The organism is Bacillus spizizenii TU-B-10 (assembly GCF_000227465.1).
Taxonomy (GTDB): domain Bacteria; phylum Bacillota; class Bacilli; order Bacillales; family Bacillaceae; genus Bacillus; species Bacillus spizizenii.
In genome coordinates this window covers 3,462,298-3,480,401 of sequence record NC_016047.1, presented here as the reverse complement: position 1 = coordinate 3,480,401, position 18,104 = coordinate 3,462,298, and the positions used below count along the sequence as shown (strand labels likewise).

Genomic DNA, 18,104 nt, shown 5'->3' with positions numbered 1-18,104 from the left:
ATGTCGTTACAATCATTGAAAATCAATCTTGCAGAATGGCTGCTGCTTAAGGTCAAATACCCGTCTCAATATTGGCTGGGTACGGCCGATCAGCCGGTAAAGACCGAAGCACATCAGAAAAAAATCATACTGACCCTGCTGCCGTCCCATGACAATTTGGGAGATCATGCGATTGCTTATGCCAGCAAAGCATTTCTTGACCAGGAATACCCCGATTTTGACATCATCGAGGTCGATATGAAGGACATTTACAAATCAGCAAAATCGCTGCTCCGCTCGCGCCATCCGGAGGATATGGTCTTTATAATCGGCGGAGGAAACATGGGTGATTTATACCGTTATGAGGAGTGGACGCGCCGCTTCATCATTAAAACATTTCACGACTATCGAGTTGTCCAGCTGCCGGCAACGGCTCATTTTTCTGACACGAAAAAAGGGCGCAAAGAGCTGAAACGGGCGCAGAAAATTTATAACGCGCACCCTGGCCTATTGCTGATGGCCCGGGATGAAACAACGTATCAGTTTATGAAACGGCATTTTCAAGAAAAAACGATTTTGAAGCAGCCGGACATGGTGCTGTATTTAGATAGAAGCAAGACCCCCGCAGAGCGCGAAGGGGTTTATATGTGTTTGCGTGAGGATCAGGAAAGCGTGCTTCAGGAGGATGAGAGAAACCGGGTAAAGGCTGCGCTATTTGAAGAATTCGGCGACATCAAAGCCTTTACGACAACGATCGGGCGCCGGATCAGCCGCGATTCACGGGAGCGGGAGCTTGAATCGCTGTGGTCTAAGCTGCAAAGCGCAGAAGCCGTTGTCACTGACAGGCTTCATGGCATGATTTTTTGCGCGCTGACAGGAACGCCGTGTGTCGTCATCCGCTCCTTTGACCACAAGGTGATGGAAGGCTATCAATGGCTCAGAGACATCCCATCCATGAAGCTGATTGAACATCCGGACCCGGAGCGTGTAACAGCCGCAGTAAAAGAACTGTTAACAAAAGAAACACCCCGTGCCGGCTTTCCGAGAGATATGTATTTTAAAGGACTGCGGGACAAAATCAGCGGTGAAGCGCAATGACCCCGCTCGTCAGCATTATTGTCCCGATGTATAACGTTGAATCATTTATAGAAGAGTGCATTGACTCTCTGCTTCGTCAAACGCTTTCTGATATTGAAATTATTCTCGTGAATGACGGAACACCGGATCGTTCAGGCGAGATTGCAGAGGACTATGCAAAACGGGATGCGAGAATCCGGGTCATTCATCAGGCAAACGGCGGGCTGAGCTCAGCACGAAATGCGGGAATAAAGGTCGCGCGGGGTACTTATATCGGCTTTGTTGACGGAGACGATTATGTATCTTCCGCCATGTTCCAGAGGCTGATTGAAGAAGCAGAACAAAATCGGCTCGACATCGCTGGGTGCGGTTTTTATAAGCAGTCAGCGGACAGGCGCGTGTATGTGCCGCCGCAGCTTGACATAAACCGCGTGCTGACAAAACCGGAAATGGCTGAACGGCTCAAACATGCTCACGAAACGAGATTTATCTGGTATGTATGGCGCTATGTTTATCGCCGGGAGCTTTTGGAGAGAGCCAATCTGATGTTTGATGAAGACATCCGTTTTGCTGAAGATTCTCCCTTCAATTTGTCCGCTTTTTGCGAAGCCGAGCGGGTGAAAATGCTGGATGAAGGCTTGTACATCTATCGTGAAAACCCGAACAGTCTGACAGAAATTCCTTATAAGCCGGCAATGGATGAACATATTCAAAAGCAATATCAGGCGAAAATCGCATTCTATAATCATTACGGTTTAGCAGGTGCATGCAAAGAAGATTTGAGTGTGTACATTTGCAAGCACCAGCTTCCGATGCTACTCGCAAACGCCTGTGCTTCTCCGAAACCGCCGAAAGACATCAAAAAACAGATTAGACTCATTTTGTCCTATGACATGGTGCGGCAGGCTGTCAGAAATACATCGATTCAACATGAGAAATTATTAAGAGGCGAGCGTTTGGTATTAGGACTGTGCAAATTACGGCTCATATTTCTCATCAAGCTGTTTTTTGAGCAGCGGGGAACGATGAAAGGCAGTGCAAAGCAGGCATGAAATTCACGATAAACTTCAGCGCAAATCTCACGGCTTTTCTCTTGTCCGTTTTTCTGTCGGTCTGGATGACGCCTTTTATTGTCAAAACGCTCGGTGTGGAAGCGTTCGGCTTTGTTCATTTGACACAAAATGTGATTAATTACTTTTCGATTATCACCGTGGCGCTCAGTTCGGTTGTTGTGCGGTTCTTTTCTGTCGCCGCCCACAGGGGAGAGCGCGATAAAGCAAATGCGTATATCAGTAATTATTTAGCGGCGTCTGTTCTGATTTCAATGCTACTTTTGCTGCCTCTTGCGGGTTCGGCTTTCTTTATTGACCGCGTCATGAACGTGCCGCCAGCGCTTTTGGCTGATGTGCGTCTGTCAATTTTGATCGGCAGTCTGCTGTTCATTTTAACGTTTCTGATGGCGGGTTTCGGCGCTGCACCATTTTATGCAAACCGCCTTTACATCACCAGTTCAATTCAGGCGGTGCAAATGCTTATACGCGTGCTGTCTGTGCTGCTCTTGTTTGCATGTTTTGCGCCGAAAATCTGGCAGATCCAGCTTGCCGCTTTAGCTGGTGCTGTCATCGCGTCTATGCTGTCTTTCTATTTCTTCAAAAAACTGATTCCGTGGTTTTCGTTTCGGATGAAGGATCTTTCATTCCGCATAAGCAGGGAGCTGTTTCAGGCGGGCGCATGGAGCTCCGTCAATCAAATCGGCGTCCTGCTTTTTTTGCAGATTGATCTATTAACTGCCAATTTGGTGCTGGGGGCGTCTGCATCCGGGAAATACGCGGCGATTATCCAGTTTCCGCTGCTGCTGCGCAGCTTGGCTGGCACGGTCGCATCCCTGTTTGCGCCTCTTATTACTTCATATTATTCAAAAGGCGATATGGACGGATTGGTGAATTACGCCAACAAGGCAGTGAGGCTGAACGGTCTTTTGCTTGCGCTTCCTGCTGCCTTATTGGGCGGATTGGCGGGGCCTTTTCTGACGATCTGGCTTGGACCATCCTTTTCGTCTATAGCACCGCTTTTATATATTCATGCCGGATACTTAGTGGTCAGCCTCGCCTTTATGCCGCTGTTTTATATATGGACCGCCTTTAATAAACAAAAAACACCGGCGATCGTTACCCTGCTGTTAGGCGCAGTGAATGTGGTGCTGGCTGTCACGCTGAGCGGGCCGGCCCATCTCGGACTGTACGGCATTACATTGGCCGGGGCGGTATCCCTTATTTTGAAAAATGCCATCTTTACGCCGCTTTACGTATCCCGCATTACCGGCTACAAAAAGCACGTGTTCTTTAAAGGGATAATCGGGCCTCTTTCAGCGGCTGTGTTTGCGTGGGCGGTCTGTGAGGCAATCCAGTTCGTTGTGAAGATTGACGGCTGGGCATCACTGATAGCGGCGGGAATGACAGTCAGCTGCTGCTACGCGGTTTTCGCTTTTATGCTCGTTTGTACGAAAGAGGAAAGACAGCTGGTACTAAAGCGGTTTCGAAAAACGAAAGGAGCTGTGAATCTTTGATCCTGAAACGACTTTTTGATCTGACGGCCGCCATTTTTTTATTGTGCTGTACGAGTGTCATCATTTTATTCACCATAGCCGTTGTCAGGCTGAAAATAGGATCACCTGTCTTCTTTAAGCAAGTAAGGCCGGGCCTGCACGGCAAGCCATTCACCCTTTATAAATTCCGAACGATGACGGATGAACGGGACAGTGAAGGAAATCTGCTGCCTGATGAAGTCCGGCTGACGAAAACGGGCAGGCTGATCAGAAAGCTGAGCATTGATGAGCTTCCGCAGCTGCTGAATGTCCTAAAAGGCGATCTCAGCCTTGTCGGCCCGCGGCCGCTTTTGATGGACTATCTGCCCCTTTATACAGAAAAACAGGCACGGCGCCATGAGGTGAAGCCGGGTATCACAGGCTGGGCACAAATCAACGGCAGAAACGCGATTTCCTGGGAAAAGAAATTTGAATTAGATGTTTGGTATGTTGACAACCGATCATTTTTTCTCGATATGAAAATTTTATGTTTGACGGTGCGAAAAGTACTTGTTTCAGAAGGGATTCAGCAAACCAATCATGTGACAGCGGAACGGTTTACGGGAAGCGGAGATGTGTCCTCATGAGAAGAAACGTGGCCATTGTGGGTGACGGCGGACACGGAAAGGTGATCAGAGAGCTGATAAACGCTCGGTCAGACATGCGATTAGCCGCGGTGCTTGATGATAAATTCCGAACATTTGAAGCGGGATCAGAGTGGTACACAGGCCCGCCGGAAGCCGTTGCTGAATTGCGAAGGCTCATTCCCGATGTATTGTTTCTGGTCGCCATCGGAAACAACAGTGTCAGAAAACAGCTGGCGGAGCGACTGGGACTTAAGAAAGAAGATTTCATTACATTGATTCACCCGTCAGCCATCGTCAGCAAGTCGGCTGTCATTGGGGAAGGGACCGTGATTATGGCGGGCGCAATCATTCAGGCGGATGCGCGTATCGGCGCCCACTGCATCATCAATACGGGCGCAGTGGCAGAGCATGATAATCAAATCAGCGATTACGTTCATCTTTCTCCGCGTGTCACGCTGTCAGGAGCGGTCGCCGTTCAGGAAGGCGCTCACGTCGGAACCGGCGCGGCCGTCATACCGCAGCTCACAATCGGATCTTGGAGCATTGTCGGCGCCGGATCCGCAGTGATCCGTTCCATACCGGACAGGGTAACGGCTGCCGGTGCCCCGGCGCGCATTATTTCTTCCATTCAAACATAAAACAAAGGATGATTATATGTATAAAAGAATCTACTTATCTCCCCCTCATATGAGCGGCAGGGAGCAGCACTATATTTCAGAAGCCTTTCGCTCAAACTGGATCGCGCCGCTTGGGCCTCTCGTGAATTCATTTGAAGAACAGCTGGCAGAACGCGTCGGTGTAAAAGCAGCAGCTGCGGTCAGCTCTGGAACGGCGGCGATTCACCTGGCGCTGCGTTTGCTTGAAGTAAAAGAAGGAGACACTGTGTTTTGCCAGTCCTTCACATTTGTAGCAACAGCCAACCCGATTTTGTATGAAAAAGCGGTACCCGTCTTTATTGATTCTGAGCCTGATACGTGGAATATGTCGCCGAAAGCCCTCGAAAGAGCGCTGGAGGATGCGAAAAGAAGCGGAACTCTGCCAAAAGCGGTTATTGCCGTCAATCTATATGGGCAGAGCGCGAAAATGGATGACATCGTAAGCCTGTGTGATGCATATGGAGTTCCTGTCATTGAGGACGCAGCCGAATCTCTCGGCACAGTTTATAAAGGGAAGCAAAGCGGGACATTCGGGCGCTTCGGCGTTTTTTCATTTAACGGGAACAAAATCATCACCACATCAGGCGGCGGGATGCTCGTTTCAGACGATGAAGCCGCCATTGAAAAAGCACGATTTCTCGCTTCGCAGGCACGAGAACCGGCTGTTCATTATCAGCACAGCGAAGTCGGGCATAATTACAGGCTGAGCAATATCCTCGCCGGCGTGGGCATTGCCCAGCTTGAGGTGCTGGATGAGCGGGTGGAGAAAAGAAGGGCCATTTTTACAAGATACAAAAACGCGCTCGGTCATATTAACGGTGTCCGCTTTATGCCGGAGCATGAAGCAGGTGTATCCAATCGCTGGCTGACCACGCTCACCCTTGATAACGGGCTGAGCCCATATGACGCGGTTCAACGACTTGCGGAAGAAAACATTGAAGCACGTCCGCTTTGGAAGCCGCTCCATACCCAGCCGCTGTTTGAGCCGTCTTTATTCTATTCTCATGAAGATACAGGAAGCATATGCGAAGGTCTTTTCAAGCGAGGGATCTGTCTCCCATCAGGGTCAAATCTGACGGAAGAAGAGCAAGACCGGGTCATTGATGTGCTAGCACACTTATTCCAAACTGGCGAGGTGAAGAAATGGACAGCAAGCATTCGATGATCAGCCTGAAACAGAAACTGTCCGGGCTGCTCGACGTCATTCCGAAACAATCCGAGATCATATATGCCGACTATCCTCTATACGGAAATGTAGGGGATTTATTTATTATGAAGGGAACAGAAGCCTTCTTTAAAGAACACGGGATCCGGGTCAGAAAACGCTGGAATCCCGACAATTTTCCACTTGGGCGAAAGCTCGATCCGAATCTCATCATCGTCTGCCAGGGAGGCGGCAACTTCGGGGATTTGTATCCGTATTATCAAGGCTTTAGAGAGAAAATCGTCCAAACCTATCCGAATCACAAAATCGTGATCCTGCCGCAATCGATTTATTTCCAAAACGAAGACAATCTGAAACGGACGGCGGAGATATTTTCTAAGCATGCGAATCTCCATATCATCACAAGGGAAAAAGCCTCCTATGCAACGGCGCAGGCTTATTTTACAAGCAATCAGATTAAGCTTCTGCCTGATATGGCTCATCAGCTGTTTCCGGTCGCTCCAACGCAGCAGCCGTTCAACCAAAGGCTGAGATTTATCAGAACAGATCATGAAGCAAACAAGGAGCTTCAGGAACACGCAAAAGCGGAAAGCTACGACTGGCGCACGGTGCTGTCAGCTTCAGACCGCCGGACGATCGCTTTTCTGCAAACGCTGAACGTCCTGAATAAAAAAGCGGGCAATCCTCTGCCCATCGCGTATATATGGGAAAAATACTCGGATTATATCGTCAAAAAAGCAATTCGGTTTTTCAGCCGTTACGAATCGGTGGAAACATCGAGGCTGCACGGCCACATCCTGTCCTCCCTTCTTCAAAAAGAAAACACGGTCATTGATAATTCCTACGGGAAAAACGCCAATTACTATCATACCTGGATGGAAGGAGTGCCAAGCACCCAACTCATCCAGAACGCCTCAAAGAAGGAAAACCTTCCTGCTCACATATGAGCGGAAGGTTTATTTTGATTCTCCCCGTTTGACTTTGTTGTACGCTTCATCTAAATGCTGAATCCGTTTCAAGACGACTGCGTTTTTCGTCAGCTGGTCCTGCACAAGCGTTGAGACGACGGAACGGTAGTAGCTGTTCATCGCGTGGATTTTATCCTCAGACTGATTCATTTCAATATGCTGTTTTAAATTCTCAATAAAATAAGGGACGGAAAAAAGTTCAGACATTTCTTTGGCAGCTCCTTTTTCATAAATGTATACGGTGTGATCTCAATCATGTACAATGAAGAAAGGGGAGTGAGCAAGATGGATATGAAACTTCAGCAAGTACAAGTATTAAAGCCTCAACTGACACAGGAGCTCAGGCAGGCCATCACGCTTCTTGGCTATCATTCGGCAGAACTCGCCGAATACATTGATGAGCTCTCACTGGAAAACCCTCTTATTGAACGAAAGGAAACAGACACACCGCCACTATCTTACCATAAAACAAACAAAAACAGGATGAATGCACAGGAAGCAGGCCTTCAATTAAGTGATCCGCAAAAAACACTGCAGGATGTGTTAAAGCAGCAGTCACTCGATATGAATCTGACAAACACTGAAAAAAAGATTTTCAATTATCTGATTCATTCGCTTGATTCAAACGGGTACTTGGAAGAAGATATGGAGGAAGCAGCACGGCGACTATCTGTTTCGACTAAGGAAGCGGAAACGGTTTTGGCAAAGCTTCAGTCGTTAGAGCCGGCTGGAATTGGCGCAAGATCTCTGCAGGAATGTATCCTTCTCCAATTACAGCGGCTGCCGAATAGAAATGAACAAGCGGAAATGCTTGTTTCAGCTCATTTTGATGCTTTTGCGCAAAAAAGATGGAAAGCGCTTTCAAGAGAAACAGGAATTCCGCTTCATGCGATTCAAGATATCTCTGATGACATCGCAGCTCTTCATCCAAGACCGGGCCTTCTGTTTGCCCAGCCAGAGCAAGATGTGTATATCGAGCCTGACATTTTTATCACCGTGAAAAACGGGCACATCGCAGCAGAGCTGAATACCCGCTCGTTTCCAGAGATAGACCTGCATCCGCAGTACAGAACGCTTTTATCGTCCGGCTCCTGTCAGGATACCGCCTCTTATTTATCTGCGAAATACCAGGAATGGCGCTGGCTGAGCCGCGCGCTGCGACAGCGAAAACAGACGATCACGAGAATTGTCAATGAGCTGATCACACGGCAAAAGGATTTCTTTCTGAAAGGGCGAGGTGCAATGAAGCCGCTGACTCTTAGGGAGATAGCAGACTACCTGAGCCTTCATGAATCAACTGTAAGCCGGGCAATCAAAGGGAAAACGATACAAACGCCGTACGGACTGTTTGAGATGAAACTCTTTTTCTCAGCAAAAGCCGAGGCTTCAGGAGATGGAGATGCGTCTAACTATGCAGTCAAAACCCATCTAGAAGACCTGGTCAATCAAGAGGACAAAACAAAACCGCTCTCAGACCAAAAGCTTGCCGACTTGCTGTACGAACGGCACGGCATCCAAATCTCCAGACGCACGGTCGCAAAATACCGCGATCAAATGAACATTCCGTCATCGGCATCGAGAAAACGGTATAAATAAAATCCTCCCATGTTGGGAGGATTTTTTTAAGGAATCATCCAGCTGAACACATGATGCTGCAAAAAGGTGATGATACAAACGAGCAGCAGCAAAAACAGGCTGTGTTTAATGGTAAAGCGGAAAAGATCTGACTCCTTCCCGGCGAGTCCTACCGCGGCGCAAGCCACCGCAATCGACTGCGGCGAAATCATTTTTCCTGTGACACCGCCTGAAGAGTTGGCGGCGACAGAGAGAACTGGGTCCATGCCGACCGATAACGCGGTGACTTTCTGCAGGTTGCCGAACAGCAGGTTGGCAGAAGTATCCGAGCCGGTAATGAAGACGCCGAGCCAGCCGAGAACAGGCGAAAAGAAGGTAAACATCGAACCTGTCAGTGCGAGTGTCATCCCGAGTGTCGTGCTCATTCCCGAGGAGTTGGTGACATAGGCAAAACCAACGACAGATGCGATGGTCAAAATCGGAAACTTCAACTCTTGGATCGTTTCTTTAAAAACAGCTCCCCAGTCTTTCCACGAAATCGCCGTGATGAACTTTGACAGCACAGCAGCAATCAATATCGCGGTGCCGGCTGAACCAAGCACCTCAAGCTTGTAAACCGCTTCAATCGGCGCGCCGTCAGCATTGATAATTTGATTGTTCAACAAAGGCACACCAGGGGCAAAAGTCAGTTTTTCGCCAACTGCGTTCAGCCACTTCAAGAAAACCGTAGCGCCTTCATAATGCCCGGTCAGCGCGGATTTGACAGATGGAATGCCCCATACAGAAATCATCACCGTCAGCAGCAGAAATGGCGACCAGGCCTTGAAAATCTGTCCGCCGCTGTACGCAGGCGCGGCCGGATTCGTTTTCGCCATTTCAATCGCGGCGGCAGATTCTTGTTCACCGGCAAACCGGAATGTTGTTTTCGGCTTCCACCATTTCAAAAACACAGCAAGCGCAGCCATCGAAACAAGCGCCGACAAAACATCCGGCAGCTCAGGCCCTAAGAAATTGGAACTGAGATATTGAACAACAGCAAAGGAAACACCGGAAACGAGAATCGCCGGCCAGACCTCAAAGGCTTTCCTGAACCCGCTCATGATGATGATTAAATAAAGAGGAATAAATACGGATAAAAACGGCAGCTGCCGCCCGACCATTTGCGAAATCTCCATCGCCGGAATCCCAGTCGGCCCTTCTACGGCTGTAATCGGAATCCCAATCGCGCCAAAGGCGACTGGCGCCGTATTGGCGATCAAACAGATTCCCGCCGCATAAAGAGGGTTAAAGCCGAGGCCGACCAGCAGCGCGGCAGAAATGGCGACCGGCGCTCCGAAGCCGGCAGCTCCTTCTAAAAAAGCCCCGAATGAGAAAGCGATCAGGAGCGCCTGAAGCCGGCGGTCATCCGTAATCGAGAGAACAGAACTGCGAATGATATCAAACTGTCCCGTTTTCACAGTGATTTTATACAAAAAAACAGACGTCACAATGATCCAGCCGATCGGCAAAATCCCGTATACGGCTCCTTGTGTCACGGACATCAGCGCTTTTTCTGCCGGCATCCGATAAACCAATACAGCAATGATAAGTGCGATTCCCAATGTGGACAAGCCTGCTGTATACCCCTTCATCCGTTTAATCGCGAGTGCCCAAAAAAAGAAAATAATCGGTACAAGTGCGGCAAGCGCTGATAATAGCAAATTTCCCCCTATAGGCGTATATGCCTGTGTCCATTGCATCCCAAACCCCTCCTTGAAACATAAACTGGCGCCATATGTAAGCGGTTTCTATAGATGATATGATCATCTGATGACTGGGTAATAAGACCAGTTACCTAGCATTATATTTTGAAAAAAATCAAAGTACAAGACTTTTTGACAAAATAGTCAAAATCTTTTGGCGGCCCCCAAAACAGAGTATAATAGATCGTAAACAGCCAGACCTACAAGTTACGGGGTGAATTGCATTGAAATATAAACAGATTAAAACAAAAAAAATATATGAAGAAGTGGCGGATGCCCTATTAGATATGATCAAAAACGGCGAATTGAAGCCGGGGGACAAACTGGACTCTGTTCAGGCGCTTGCTGAGAGCTTTCAAGTCAGCCGTTCAGCAGTTCGCGAAGCACTTTCCGCGCTAAAAGCGATGGGGCTTGTCGAAATGAAACAGGGAGAAGGCACGTACCTGAAGGAATTTGAGCTCAATCAAATTTCTCAGCCGCTCTCAGCCGCTCTCAGCCGCCCTTCTGATGAAAAAAGAGGACGTCAAGCAGCTGCTTGAGGTCAGAAAACTGCTTGAAATCGGCGTGGCGTCATTAGCTGCTGAAAAAAGGACAGAAGCTGATCTCGAAAGAATTCATGCTGCGTTAAAGGAAATGGGCAGCATTGAAACGGACGGGGAGCTGGGCGAGAAAGCAGACTTCGCATTTCATCTGGCGTTAGCTGACGCTTCCCAAAATGAACTTCTTAAACACTTGATGAACCATGTGTCATCATTGCTGCTGGAAACGATGAGAGAAACACGGAAAATCTGGCTGTTTTCCAAGAAGACCTCAGTTCAGCGGCTGTATGAGGAGCATGAACGGATTTACAAGGCCGTGGCATCACAGGATGGAGCACAGGCAGAAACCGCCATGCTGGCGCATTTAACGAATGTGGAAGATGTTCTTTCGGGATATTTCGAGGAAAATGTGCAATAACCAACTCATTTCCCGGGCAATTCCGCAAGTGCCGCATGTACGAACAACCGAGACTGAGCCGCAAATGGTTCAGTCTTTTTACATGATGCAGGAAGAGCTTGTTGACATTTGCGGAAAAGGGAGTAAAATATTTTACTAAAATGAACAACGAGCTGAATAATGGAGGCAGATACAATGGCGACAATTAAGGATATCGCGCAGGAAGCGGGATTTTCAATTTCAACCGTTTCCCGCGTTTTAAATAACGATGAAAGCCTGTCTGTTCCTGATGAGACACGGGAGAAAATCTATGAAGCGGCTGAAAAGCTCAATTACCGCAAGAAAACAGTGAGGCCGCTGGTGAAACATATTGCGTTTTTATATTGGCTGACCGATAAAGAAGAATTAGAAGATGTCTATTTTAAAACAATGAGATTAGAAGTAGAGAAATTGGCGAAAACCTTCAATGTCGACATGACAACTTATAAAATATCGGATGGCATCGAAAGCATCCCTGAACATACGGAAGGGTTTATAGCTGTCGGGACATTTTCTGATGAAGAACTGGCTTTCCTCAGAAATCTCACTGAAAACGGCGTCTTTATCGATTCAACTCCTGATCCCGATCATTTTGACTCGGTAAGGCCTGATTTAGCTCAAATGACAAAGAAGACGGTAAACATCCTGAGCGAGAAAGGGCATAAAAGAATTGGTTTTATCGGCGGCACATACAAAAATCCGAACACCAATCAGGATGAAATGGACATCCGTGAACAAACCTTCAGATCCTATATGAGGGAAAAAGGCATGCTGGACGAGCGTTATATTTTCTGTCATCGCGGGTTTTCTGTAGAAAACGGCTACCGCCTGATGACAACAGCGATCGATACATTAGGCGATCAGCTTCCGACTGCTTTCTTGATCGCAGCGGACCCGATTGCAGTAGGCTGTCTGCAAGCCCTGAACGAAAAAGGAATTCCCATACCGAACAGGGTAAGCGTAGTAAGCATCAACAACATCAGCTTCGCAAAGTATGTCTCGCCCCCTCTGACGACGTTTCATATTGATATACACGAATTATGTAAAAATGCCGTTGAAATGCTGCTTGAACAAGTGCAGGACAAGAGAAGAACGGTAAAAACATTATATGTGGGTGCGGAATTAATCGTCAGAAAGAGTATGAATTAAGAATGGCTTAGGAGACTAAGTCATTTTTTATTTAGGTAAAAAAATTTACCGATGAGAGTAAATAGTTTGTTTACACGTTTTCTCAGTCGTGCTATATTATTTTTAAAGCGCTTTCATTCATAGCGAAAGGGTGACAATTAATGAAAATGGCAAAAAAGTATTCCGCACTCATGGTCTGCGCGGCTGTCAGTTTATCCTTGGCGGCTTGTGGCCCAAAGGAAAGCAGCAGCGCCAAATCAAGTTCAAAAGGGTCGGAGCTTGTCGTGTGGGAGGATAAGGAAAAGAGCATCGGCATTAAAGACACCGTGGCTGCGTTTGAAAAAGAGCATGATGTGAAGGTCAAAGTTGTTGAAAAACCATATGCCAAGCAGATTGAAGATTTGCGGATGGACGGACCGGCCGGCACGGGTCCTGACGTGTTAACAATGCCAGGTGACCAAATCGGAACGGCTGTCACAGAAGGATTACTCAAGGAATTACATGTCGAAAAGAACGTTCAATCGCTTTATACTGACGCTTCCATTCAATCTCAAATGGTAGATCAAAAGCTTTATGGGCTGCCTAAAGCGGTCGAAACGACAGTGCTTTTTTACAACAAAGATCTCATTTCAGAAAAGGAATTGCCACAAACGCTGGAAGAGTGGTACGACTATTCTAAAAAGACTGCTGATGGAAGCAAGTTTGGCTTTTTAGCCCTGTTCGATCAAATTTATTATGCGGAAAGTGTGATGAGCGGATACGGCGGATACATTTTCGGAAAGGACAAAGACGGCAGCTATAACCCGTCAGATATCGGGATCAATAATGAAGGCGCTGTCAAAGGTGCGGCGCTAATTCAGAAGTTTTACAAAGGTGGCTTATTCCCTGCCGGCATTATTGGAGAACAAGGGATTAATGTGTTGGAATCGCTGTTCACAGAAGGAAAAGCCGCCGCGATTATCTCAGGTCCGTGGAATGTAGAAGCCTTTTCGAAAGCAGGAATCAATTATGGCATAACGAAACTGCCGGAGCTGGAAAATGGCAAAAACATGAGTGCCTTTATCGGTGTCAAAAGCTACAACGTCAGTGCATTTTCAAAGAATGCGGAGCTGGCGCAAGAATTGGCTGTTTTCCTGGCAAACGAAAAAAATTCTAAAACACGATATGAACAAACGAAAGAAGTCCCAGCTGTGAAATCCTTAGCCGATAACCCAGCTATTATGAAAAGCGAGGCGGCACGGGCTGTTACTGAACAATCCCGCTTCTCAGAGCTGACGCCAAATATTCCGGAAATGAATGAAATATGGACGCCGGCTGATTCGGCATTGCAGACGGTTGCAACAGGAAAAGCGGATCCGGAACAAGCATTGGATCAAGCTGCTGAAACGGCCAGAGGACAAATCAAGGCAAAGCACAGTGGAAAATAAAGAGAAAGCTAGATTTGTATTGTAAGAGAGGTGAAAACGGTGCAGCATCGTCAAATCGCTTTGTTGCTGTCAATCATCCCGGGGCTCGGGCAATTTTATAACAAGCAATGGATAAAAGGTTTTGTCTTTCTTTTCTTAGGCGCATCGTTTTTTGCAGTCTTTGGAGATCTGCTCAACATGGGGTTTTGGGGGATTTTTACATTAGGAACAGAAGTGCCGCGGGATAATTCTGTGTTTCTTCTGGCGGAAGGGATTATCGCTGTAATCGTGACCTGCTTTGGCCTTGCGGTGTATTATGTGAATCTTCGCGATGCGTTTCAAAGCGGAAAACAGCGCGATGAAAACAAGCCATTGAGCTCCCTCAAGGAACAATACCAACATATTATTTCTCATGGCTATCCTTATGTCGTCAGCGGTCCATCTTTGTTTATATTAATTTTCGCCGTAATCTTCCCCATTTTATTCAGCTTTGCATTAGCGTTTACAAACTATGATTTGTATCATTCTCCTCCTGCTAAATTAATAGATTGGGTCGGTTTTCAAACCTTCTCAAACATTTTCACAGTTGATATTTGGAGGTCGACTTTTTTTGATGTGCTGGCTTGGACGGTGGTTTGGACACTTGCCGCATCCACACTGCAAGTCAGTATAGGGATTTTTCTCGCGATTATTGTCAATCAAAAAGACATTCGTTTTAAACGCTTTTTCAGGACGATTCTCATTTTGCCATGGGCCGTTCCCGGATTCGTTACGATTTTAATTTTTGCAGGGCTGTTTAATGATAGCTTCGGTGCGATGAATCACGATATCTTGGCTTTCTTCGGCATAGAGCCTCTTCCATGGATGACAGATGCCAATTGGTCGAGACTTGCGCTGATTCTTATGCAGGGCTGGCTCGGGTTTCCGTACATCTTTCTCGTCTCAACAGGCGTCTTGCAGTCCATCCCGGACGATCTGTATGAAGCAGCCACGATTGATGGCGCTTCAGTCTTCGCAAAGCTGAGATACATTACGCTTCCAATGGTGTTCATTGCCATGGCTCCGATTATCATTACTCAGTTCACGTTTAATTTTAATAACTTTAATATTATCTATCTATTCAATGGAGGCGGTCCGGCTGTAACGGGATCAACTGCCGGCGGGACAGATATCCTTGTTTCGTGGATTTATAAATTGACAATGCAGTCAAGCCAATATTCACTCGCCGCAGCTTTAACCATTTTATTATCTGTGTTTGTCATCTCCATCGCTTTGTGGCAGTTCAGACAGACGAAGTCTTTTAAAGAGGAGGCATGAGGCATGCTGGCAGATATGAAGGTCAGAAAATATATCCGTCTCCTTCTCTCTTACTTGTTGTTAGCCTGTATGGCGGTCATCATTGTTTATCCTCTCCTTTGGACGGCAGGCGCAAGTTTTAACCCCGGCAATAGCTTGATCAGTACATCCATCATTCCGAAGCATCCGACATTCGACCATTACAAGGAATTATTTGCGGGCAAAGAAAGCCTTCAATATGTGCAGTGGTATATCAACTCAATGAAGATCAGCCTGTTTACGATGGCGGGGTCTTTAATCTGTGTGACGTTTACGGCCTATGCATTTTCACGCTTTCGATTTAAAGGGAGAAAATACGCTTTAACCCTCTTTTTATTGCTGCAAATGATTCCTCAGTTTTCGGCTTTAATTGCCTTGTTTGTATTGGCGCAAATCTTAGGAATGATCAATAGCCACTGGCTGTTAATCTTGCTATATATCGGAGGGCTGATCCCGATGAATACGTATTTGATGAAAGGGTACATGGATTCCATTCCGATGGATTTAGACGAAAGCGCCAAGATTGACGGGGCCAGCAGCACAAGAATCTTCTTCCAGATCATTTTGCCATTATCAAAACCGATGGCGGCAGTGGTCGCCATGAACGGCTTTACCGGCCCGCTCGGAGATTTTGTACTGTCCTCAACGATATTGAGAACGCCTGAATCATATACATTGCCCGTAGGTCTATTCAATTTAGTGAATGATGTTATGGGGGCCAGCTATACGACATTTGCAGCTGGAGCCCTGCTTATCAGCATACCGGTTGCCGTCATCTTTATCATGCTGCAAAAGAATTTTGTGTCCGGGTTAACCGCGGGGGGAACAAAAGGTTAAGAGATTAAGGAGGAGAATATGATGTCAAAGCTTGAAAAAACGCACGTAACAGGGGCAAAATTTATGCTTCACGGAGGAGACTACAATCCTGATCAATGGCTGGATCGCCCTGATATTTTAGCCGATGATATCAAGCTGATGAAGCTTTCTCATACGAATACGTTTTCTGTCGGCATTTTTGCATGGAGCGCGCTTGAGCCAGAGGAGGGCGTATACCAATTTGAATGGCTGGACGATATTTTTGAACGGATCCACAGCATAGGCGGGAGGGTCATATTAGCAACACCAAGCGGAGCTCGTCCTGCCTGGCTGTCGCAAACCTATCCTGAAGTTTTGCGCGTCAATGCCTCCCGTGTCAAACAGCTTCACGGCGGAAGGCACAACCACTGCCTCACATCTAAAGTCTACCGTGAAAAAACACGTCACATCAATCGGTTACTAGCAGAACGATACGGCAATCATCCTGCGCTGTTAATGTGGCATATTTCAAATGAATACGGAGGAGAGTGCCACTGCGATCTATGCCAGCATGCTTTCAGGGAGTGGCTGAAATCGAAATATGACAACAGCCTCAAGGCATTGAACCATGCGTGGTGGACTCCTTTTTGGAGCCACACATTCAATGACTGGTCACAAATTGAAAGCCCTTCGCCGATCGGTGAAAACGGCTTACACGGCCTGAACTTAGACTGGCGCCGGTTCGTCACAGATCAAACGATTTCGTTTTATGAAAATGAAATCATTCCGCTGAAAGAACTGACGCCTGATATCCCTATCACAACGAATTTTATGGCTGACACACCGGATTTGATTCCGTATCAGGGCCTAGACTACAGCAAATTTGCGAAGCATGTCGATGTCATCAGCTGGGACGCTTATCCGGTCTGGCACAATGACTGGGAAAGCACAGCTGATTTGGCGATGAAGGTCGGCTTTATCAATGACCTGTACCGGAGCCTGAAGCAGCAGCCTTTCTTATTAATGGAGTGTACGCCAAGCGCGGTCAATTGGCATAACGTCAACAAGGCGAAGCGCCCGGGCATGAATCTGCTGTCGTCCATGCAAATGATTGCCCACGGTTCGGACAGCGTTCTCTATTTCCAATACCGTAAATCGCGCGGATCATCAGAAAAATTGCACGGGGCAATAGTAGATCATGACAATAGCCCGAAGAACCGGGTCTTTCAAGAAGTGGCCAAAACCGGCGAAACATTAGAACGGCTGTCCGAGGTTGTCGGAACGAAGAGGCCCGCTGAAACGGCTATTTTATATGACTGGGAAAATCACTGGGCGCTCGAGGATGCTCAGGGGTTTGCGAAGGCGACAAAACGTTATGCGCAAACGCTTCAGCAGCATTACCGCACGTTCTGGGAACACGATATCCCTGTCGACGTCATCACAAAAGAACAGGATTTTTCACCATATAAACTGTTGATCGTCCCGATGCTATATTTAATCAGCGAAGACACCATTTCCCGTTTGAAAACGTTTACGGCTAACGGCGGCGCCTTAGTCATGACATATATCAGCGGGATTGTAAATGAGCATGATTTAACGTATACAGGAGGATGGCATCCGGATTTGCAAGCTATTTTCGGAATTGAGCCTCTTGAAACCGACACGCTATATCCGAAGGATCGAAATGCTGTCAGCTATCGCAGCCAAACATATGAAATGAAGGACTATGCAACCGTGATCGATGTCAAGACCGCATCAGCAGAAGCGGTGTATCAAGAAGATTTTTACGCGCGTACGCCAGCGGTGACAAGCCATCAATATCAACAGGGCAAGGCGTATTTTATCGGTGCGCGTTTGGAGGATCAATTTCACCGGGATTTTTATGAAGGGCTCATCACAGACCTGTCTCTTTCTCCTGTTTTTCCGGTTCGGCATGGAAAAGGTGTCTCCGTACAAGCGAGGCAGGATCAGGATAATGATTATATTTTTGTCATGAATTTTACGGAAGAAAAGCAGTTGGTCACGTTTGATCACAGTGTGAAGGATATGATGACAGGAGACATATTATCAGGTGACCTGACGCTGGAAAAATATGAAGTCAGAATTGTCGTAAATACACATTAGGCTGATGC

General features: G+C 47.1%; 15 protein-coding genes and 1 pseudogene. 14 read left to right on the top strand and 2 right to left on the bottom strand.

Features of this window, described 5'->3' with window-relative positions:
• The 7 genes from GYO_RS39470 to GYO_RS39440 are packed head-to-tail and all read left to right on the top strand — an operon-like array spanning position 1 to position 6,995.
• Positions 1-1,077 carry a polysaccharide pyruvyl transferase family protein gene (locus GYO_RS39470; RefSeq protein WP_014115238.1) on the top strand — a complete coding sequence of 359 codons (1,077 nt, stop codon included), beginning with the start codon at positions 1-3 and terminating at the stop codon, positions 1,075-1,077.
• Positions 1,074-2,108 (top strand): glycosyltransferase, encoded by a 1,035-nt coding sequence (locus GYO_RS39465; protein WP_014115237.1) that lies wholly within the window; start codon positions 1,074-1,076, stop codon positions 2,106-2,108. Before GYO_RS39470 ends, GYO_RS39465 begins: the two co-directional genes overlap by 4 nt.
• Positions 2,105-3,622, top strand: coding sequence for an MATE family efflux transporter (locus GYO_RS39460; protein WP_014115236.1), 1,518 nt, complete (start codon positions 2,105-2,107; stop codon positions 3,620-3,622). The genes GYO_RS39465 and GYO_RS39460 overlap by 4 nt, the downstream gene beginning before the upstream one ends.
• Positions 3,619-4,227 (top strand): sugar transferase, encoded by a 609-nt coding sequence (locus GYO_RS39455; protein WP_003219897.1) that lies wholly within the window; start codon positions 3,619-3,621, stop codon positions 4,225-4,227. The genes GYO_RS39460 and GYO_RS39455 overlap by 4 nt, the downstream gene beginning before the upstream one ends.
• Positions 4,224-4,865 (top strand): acetyltransferase, encoded by a 642-nt coding sequence (locus GYO_RS39450; RefSeq protein ID WP_014115235.1) that lies wholly within the window; start codon positions 4,224-4,226, stop codon positions 4,863-4,865. Before GYO_RS39455 ends, GYO_RS39450 begins: the two co-directional genes overlap by 4 nt.
• A 16-nt stretch (positions 4,866-4,881) precedes the next feature.
• Positions 4,882-6,048, top strand: a complete 1,167-nt coding sequence (locus GYO_RS39445) for a DegT/DnrJ/EryC1/StrS family aminotransferase (protein ID WP_014115234.1) — start codon at positions 4,882-4,884, stop codon at positions 6,046-6,048.
• A complete protein-coding gene (locus GYO_RS39440; RefSeq protein ID WP_014115233.1) occupies positions 6,027-6,995 on the top strand; it encodes a polysaccharide pyruvyl transferase family protein in 969 nt (322 codons plus the stop codon). Before GYO_RS39445 ends, GYO_RS39440 begins: the two co-directional genes overlap by 22 nt.
• A 9-nt stretch (positions 6,996-7,004) precedes the next feature.
• Here the strand turns inward: GYO_RS39440 and yvfG are convergent, their stop codons facing one another.
• On the bottom strand, positions 7,005-7,223 hold the full coding sequence (yvfG, locus tag GYO_RS39435; RefSeq protein ID WP_003219905.1) for a protein YvfG: 219 nt from the start codon (positions 7,221-7,223) through the stop codon (positions 7,005-7,007).
• A gap of 78 nt (positions 7,224-7,301) precedes the next feature.
• On the opposite strand from yvfG, the gene rpoN reads away from it, so the two are divergent.
• Positions 7,302-8,612 carry an RNA polymerase factor sigma-54 gene (gene rpoN / locus GYO_RS39430; RefSeq protein WP_014115232.1) on the top strand — a complete coding sequence of 437 codons (1,311 nt, stop codon included), beginning with the start codon at positions 7,302-7,304 and terminating at the stop codon, positions 8,610-8,612.
• A gap of 26 nt (positions 8,613-8,638) precedes the next feature.
• Here the strand turns inward: rpoN and lutP are convergent, their stop codons facing one another.
• Positions 8,639-10,330 carry an L-lactate permease LutP gene (gene lutP / locus GYO_RS39425; RefSeq protein WP_014115231.1) on the bottom strand — a complete coding sequence of 564 codons (1,692 nt, stop codon included), beginning with the start codon at positions 10,328-10,330 and terminating at the stop codon, positions 8,639-8,641.
• A gap of 227 nt (positions 10,331-10,557) precedes the next feature.
• Between lutP and lutR the strand changes: the two are divergent.
• The 6 genes and pseudogenes from lutR (at position 10,558) to ganA (ending at position 18,096) form a co-directional block, all read left to right on the top strand.
• A pseudogene (lutR, locus tag GYO_RS39420) lies at positions 10,558-11,290 on the top strand (L-lactate utilization/bacilysin biosynthesis transcriptional regulator LutR).
• A gap of 174 nt (positions 11,291-11,464) precedes the next feature.
• Positions 11,465-12,457 (top strand): galactan degradation operon transcriptional regulator GanR, encoded by a 993-nt coding sequence (gene ganR, locus GYO_RS39415; RefSeq protein WP_014115229.1) that lies wholly within the window; start codon positions 11,465-11,467, stop codon positions 12,455-12,457.
• A 140-nt stretch (positions 12,458-12,597) separates the two neighbouring features.
• Positions 12,598-13,863, top strand: a complete 1,266-nt coding sequence (gene ganS, locus GYO_RS39410; protein ID WP_014115228.1) for an arabinogalactan oligomer ABC transporter substrate-binding protein GanS — start codon at positions 12,598-12,600, stop codon at positions 13,861-13,863.
• 39 nt (positions 13,864-13,902) lie between these two features.
• Positions 13,903-15,159, top strand: a complete 1,257-nt coding sequence (gene ganP / locus GYO_RS39405; protein ID WP_014115227.1) for a galactooligosaccharide ABC transporter permease GanP — start codon at positions 13,903-13,905, stop codon at positions 15,157-15,159.
• Positions 15,160-15,162: 3 nt separating this feature from the next.
• Positions 15,163-16,014: a galactooligosaccharide ABC transporter permease GanQ gene (ganQ, locus tag GYO_RS39400; protein WP_014115226.1), complete on the top strand. Its 852-nt coding sequence runs from the start codon at positions 15,163-15,165 to the stop codon at positions 16,012-16,014.
• A gap of 18 nt (positions 16,015-16,032) precedes the next feature.
• On the top strand, positions 16,033-18,096 hold the full coding sequence (gene ganA / locus GYO_RS39395) for a beta-galactosidase GanA (protein WP_014115225.1): 2,064 nt from the start codon (positions 16,033-16,035) through the stop codon (positions 18,094-18,096).
• The last annotated feature ends 8 nt before the right edge of the window (positions 18,097-18,104 follow it).